The sequence below is a fragment of the Pseudomonas sp. Sample_16 genome, assembly GCF_004307665.1.
Classification (GTDB): domain Bacteria; phylum Pseudomonadota; class Gammaproteobacteria; order Pseudomonadales; family Pseudomonadaceae; genus Aquipseudomonas.
In genome coordinates, this window is sequence record NZ_RCOB01000055.1 from 28,355 (window position 1) to 33,059 (window position 4,705).

Annotated in this window: 5 protein-coding genes; all 5 read left to right on the forward strand. The window is 61.1% G+C overall.

Features of this window, described 5'->3' with window-relative positions; genetic code table 11:
• A partial coding sequence (locus tag D8U69_RS29590; RefSeq protein ID WP_206663064.1) for a hypothetical protein occupies window positions 1–224 on the forward strand: 224 nt, incomplete at its 5' end.
• Between the two features lie 19 nt (window positions 225–243).
• On the forward strand, window positions 244–1,593 hold the full coding sequence (locus D8U69_RS08050; protein ID WP_130907070.1) for a gluconate:H+ symporter: 1,350 nt from the start codon (window positions 244–246) through the stop codon (window positions 1,591–1,593).
• 15 nt (window positions 1,594–1,608) lie between these two features.
• Window positions 1,609–2,469, forward strand: a complete 861-nt coding sequence (locus tag D8U69_RS08055) for a MurR/RpiR family transcriptional regulator (RefSeq protein ID WP_130907071.1) — start codon at window positions 1,609–1,611, stop codon at window positions 2,467–2,469.
• A gap of 1 nt (window position 2,470) precedes the next feature.
• Window positions 2,471–3,925 carry a D-aminoacylase gene (locus D8U69_RS08060; RefSeq protein WP_130907072.1) on the forward strand — a complete coding sequence of 485 codons (1,455 nt, stop codon included), beginning with the start codon at window positions 2,471–2,473 and terminating at the stop codon, window positions 3,923–3,925.
• 122 nt (window positions 3,926–4,047) lie between these two features.
• Entirely contained in the window at window positions 4,048–4,416 is a 369-nt protein-coding gene (locus tag D8U69_RS08065; protein ID WP_056854924.1) for a glyoxalase superfamily protein, read from the forward strand.
• Window positions 4,417–4,705: the final 289 nt, after the last annotated feature.

Here is a 4,705-nt window from a genome sequence, read left to right on the forward strand (position 1 = left end):
CGCGTTCGGCTTCGCAGTGGACGCAGAGCGTCCCGGGCTGCATTCCCACGCAGAGTGTGGGAACGATCAGCCGGGTCATGAAAATCCAACTGCCCGATTTTCATTATTCGCGACACGACATATCCGTGAGCGACACTTCTTACCTCTTCACGAAAGTTAATTTCACCTCGTTTGATAATCGCGCCTCGAAATGTTTTATGAGTTTCACAAATATTTCGACGTGACCCTCTCGAGGAGTAGCGCATGACCCTGTCCTTCGGCTATTGGCTGCTGGTGTATGCCGCCATCGCCATCATTGCTTTGATCGTTCTGATCGCCCGTTACCGGCTCAATCCGTTCATTGTCATCACCCTGATTTCCATCGGCCTCGCGCTGGTGGCAGGCATGCCGCCGTCGGGTGTGGTGGGGGCCTATGAGGCCGGCGTCGGCAAGACCCTGGGGCACATCGCGCTGGTGGTAGCGCTGGGTACGATGCTCGGCAAGATGATGGCCGAGTCCGGCGGCGCCGAGCAGGTGGCGCGGACCTTGATCGACCGTTTTGGCGAGAAGAACGCGCACTGGGCAATGGTTTGCATCGCGTTCCTGGTGGGATTGCCGCTGTTCTTCGAAGTCGGTTTTGTGTTGCTGGTGCCGATTGCATTCACCGTAGCGCGACGGGTCGGCGTGTCGATCCTGATGGTCGGCTTGCCGATGGTGGCCGGGCTCTCGGTGGTCCACGCGCTGGTGCCGCCGCACCCGGCGGCGATGCTGGCGGTGCAGGTGTATCAGGCGTCGGTGGGGCAGACCTTGCTCTACGCGATTGCGATCGGCATTCCGACGGCGATCATCGCAGGTCCCCTGTACGCCAAATTCATTGTGCCGCGCATCCAGCTGCCGGCGGAGAACCCGCTGGAGCGCCAGTTCCTCGAACGCGAACCGCGCGACAGCCTGCCGGGTTTCGGCGTCACCATGGCGACCATTCTGTTGCCGGTGGTGTTGATGCTGATCGGCGGCTGGGCCAACCTGATTTCCACGCCGGGTACGGGTTTCAACCAGTTCCTGCTGTTCATCGGCAACTCGGTGATCGCGCTGTTGCTGGCGACTTTGTTGAGCTTCTGGACCCTCGGTCTGGCCCAAGGGTTCAACCGCGAATCGATCCTCAAGTTCACCAACGAATGTTTGGCGCCGACCGCCAGCATTACCCTGCTGGTGGGTGCCGGTGGCGGCCTGAACCGGATTCTGGTGGACGCCGGCGTCACCGACCAGATCGTCGGCCTGGCCCATGAATTCCATTTGTCCCCGCTGTTGATGGGCTGGTTGTTCGCCGCATTGATGCGCATCGCCACCGGCTCCGCCACCGTGGCCATGACCACTGCCTCGGGCGTGGTGGCGCCGGTGGCTATCGGCCTGGGTTATCCGCATCCGGAGTTGCTGGTGCTGGCCACCGGCGCGGGTTCGGTGATTTTTTCCCACGTCAACGACGGTGGCTTCTGGTTGATCAAGGAATACTTCAACATGACCGTCACCCAGACCTTCAAGACCTGGACCGTGCTTGAGACATTGATCTCGCTCGTCGCTTTTGGTCTGACCGTTGGCCTTTCTTACCTGATTTAACCGGAGTCGCCCGTCATGGACATCCTCTACCAGATCCGCGCCCGTCAGGACTCCTTCAGTGCCGGCGAAGGCCGCATCGCCCGGCTGATGCTCGACGACGTAGGGTTCGCCGCGTCCGCCAGTCTCGATGAGCTGGCGCAGCGGGCGGAGGTGAGCACCGCCACCTTGTCGCGGTTTGCCCGCACGGTCGGCTGCAAGGACCTGCGTGACCTGCGCTTGCAACTGGCCCAGGCCAACGGCGTCGGCAGCCGGTTTCTCGCCCCGGCGGGCACACCGGATCAGTCGGCGTTTTACGGACAGATCGTCGGTGATATCGAATCGACCTTGCGCCAGCACCTGGCAGCCTTTGACGAGTCGCGTTTTACCGATGCCGTCAAACTGCTGGGCAAGGCGCGGATGATTCACGCGTTCGGCATGGGCGGCTGCTCGACCTTGTGCAGCGATGAACTGCAAGTGCGCCTGGTGCGCCTCGGTTACCCGATTGCGGTGTGCCACGACGCGGTGATGATGCGCGTCACCGCGGCCAGCCTGAGCCCCGACCATGTGCTTATCGTCTGCTCTCTGACGGGGATCACCCCGGAGCTGGTAGAAACGGTAGAACTGGCACGCAACTACGGCGCTCGCATCCTGGCCATCACCCGCAGCGATTCGCCGTTGGCACAATTGGCGGACATCGTCCTGCCGCTGCAAAGCGCCGAAACTTCATTCATCTATAAGCCCACGGCGGCACGCTACGGCATGCTGCTGGCCATTGATGTGCTTGCCACCGAACTCGCACTGGCCAACCCTCAAGACAATCAAGAACGTCTGCGGCGGATCAAACTCGCCCTGGACGATTACCGCGGCGGCGACGATCACCTGCCGCTGGGAGACTGACATGATGTACGACACGCTGATCCGCAATGCCCTGGTCATCGACGGCAGCAACAGCCCCGGTTACCCGGCTGACGTGGCGATCCTGAACGGGCGCATCGAGCGCATCGGCGACTTGCATGACGCCCGCGCCCGTGAAGAGATCGACGCGGCGGCAAAGGTGCTGGCGCCGGGTTTCATTGACGTGCATACCCACGATGACACGGTGGTGATCCGCCAACCGCAGATGTTGCCCAAGCTCAGCCAGGGCGTGACCACGGTGATCGTCGGCAACTGCGGGATCAGCGCCTCGCCGGTGAGTTTGCGCGCTGATCCACCGGACCCGATGAACCTGCTCGGCAGCGCGGCTGCGTTTGTCTATCCCACATTCCGCGACTACCGCGCGGCGGTCGAAGCGGCGAACACCACGTTGAACGTCGCGGCATTGGTCGGGCATACCGCGTTGCGCAGCAATCACCTTGATGACCTGTTTCGCACGGCAACGCCCGAAGAAATCGCCGCGATGCGCGAGCAGCTTCGCGAGAGCCTGCAAGCTGGTGCGTTGGGTTTGTCCACCGGCCTGGCCTACGCCAGCGCCTTCTCGGCTTCCACCGACGAAGTCATGCAATTGACCGAAGAGCTGACGGCGTTCGGTGCGGTCTACACCACCCATTTGCGCAGCGAGTTCGAACCGGTGCTGGAAGCCATGGATGAGGCGTTCCAAATCGGCCGCCACGCGAAATCGCCGGTGATCATTTCCCATCTCAAATGTGCAGGGGCGGGTAATTGGGGTCGCAGTCCGCAACTGTTGGCGTCACTCGAACAGGCCGCCAAAACCCATCCAGTGGGTTGCGATTGCTATCCCTATGCCGCGAGCTCTTCGACGCTGGATCTCAAGCAAGTTACCGATGCCCATCGCATCACCATTACCTGGTCGACGCCTCATCCGGAAATGGGCGGGCGGGACTTGATCGACATCGCCGCGCAATGGAACCTGTCGTTGCACGATGCCGCCCGCCAACTGCAACCGGCAGGTGCGGTGTATTACGGAATGGACGAGGCCGACGTGCGCAGAATTCTCGCCCATCCGCTGTCGATGGTCGGCTCCGACGGCTTGCCGGAAGACCCGTTCCCGCATCCTCGTTTGTGGGGAGCGTTCCCGCGGGTGCTCGGCCATTTCAGTCGCGACGTAGGCCTGTTCCCGCTGCACACTGCCGTGCACAAAATGACCGGGCTGTCGGCGGCGCGATTCGGCCTGAAGGCGCGCGGCGAGATTCGTCAGGGCCACTGGGCGGACCTGGTGCTGTTCGACCCGGCGACCATTCGCGATGTGGCAGATTTCAATGATCCGCAACGCGCAGCCGAAGGCATTGAAGGGGTGTGGATCAATGGTGTTCTGAGTTACCGGGACGGCCAGGCGAACGGGCGTCGGGAGGGGCGGTTTTTGGCACGTGAAGGAGACTTGCGCGACGGGTTTTAAAGGCAATTCGAGCAGTGCGTCACAGTGATGGCACATTGAGATTAAAGAATGCCTTCAACAAGCCGAATTGCTGACGTACAGCCCGGCTACACTGTGGGCTATTTCTGTCTGGGAGCAACTCGATGAGCTTCGGCAAAACCACCCCGATCCTGCGGATCTTCGATGAAATCAAGGCAGTTGAGTTCTACGTCGACTTCCTCGGATTCAAGATCGACTGGCAACACCGCTTTGAAGCCAACTTCCCGCTGTACCTGCAAGTCTCCCGCGGCGAATGCGTATTGCACCTGTCCGAACACCACGGCGACGCGACACCGGGCTCGGCCCTGCGCATCGAAACCGATGAACTGGAAACCTTCCAGCAACAACTGCTGGCCAAGGAATACACCTTCGCCCGCCCTCACATCCAGGCCATGCCCTGGGGCAGCCAGGACATGACCGTGACCGATCCGTTTGGCAATCGGTTGGTGTTTACCAATGCGATCAGTGTTTGAAAATGTTCAGTGACAGATAGATCCCCATCGCGAGCAAGCTCGCTCCCACAGGTTGCTCACTGAACCTGTGGGAGCGAGCTTGCTCGCGAATGGATCTTTGATTCAGCGCTGACCCGGCGTCAAACGCGGAAGTGGCTCACCATCGCCTGCAATTGATTGCCCAATCGTGCCAGTTCAACACTGGAGGCGGCGGTTTCATCGCTGGCCGCAGCGGTTTGTTCGGAGACGTCGCGCACGTTGATGATGCTGCGGCTGATCTCTTCGGCCACGGCGCTTTGCTGTTCGGCAG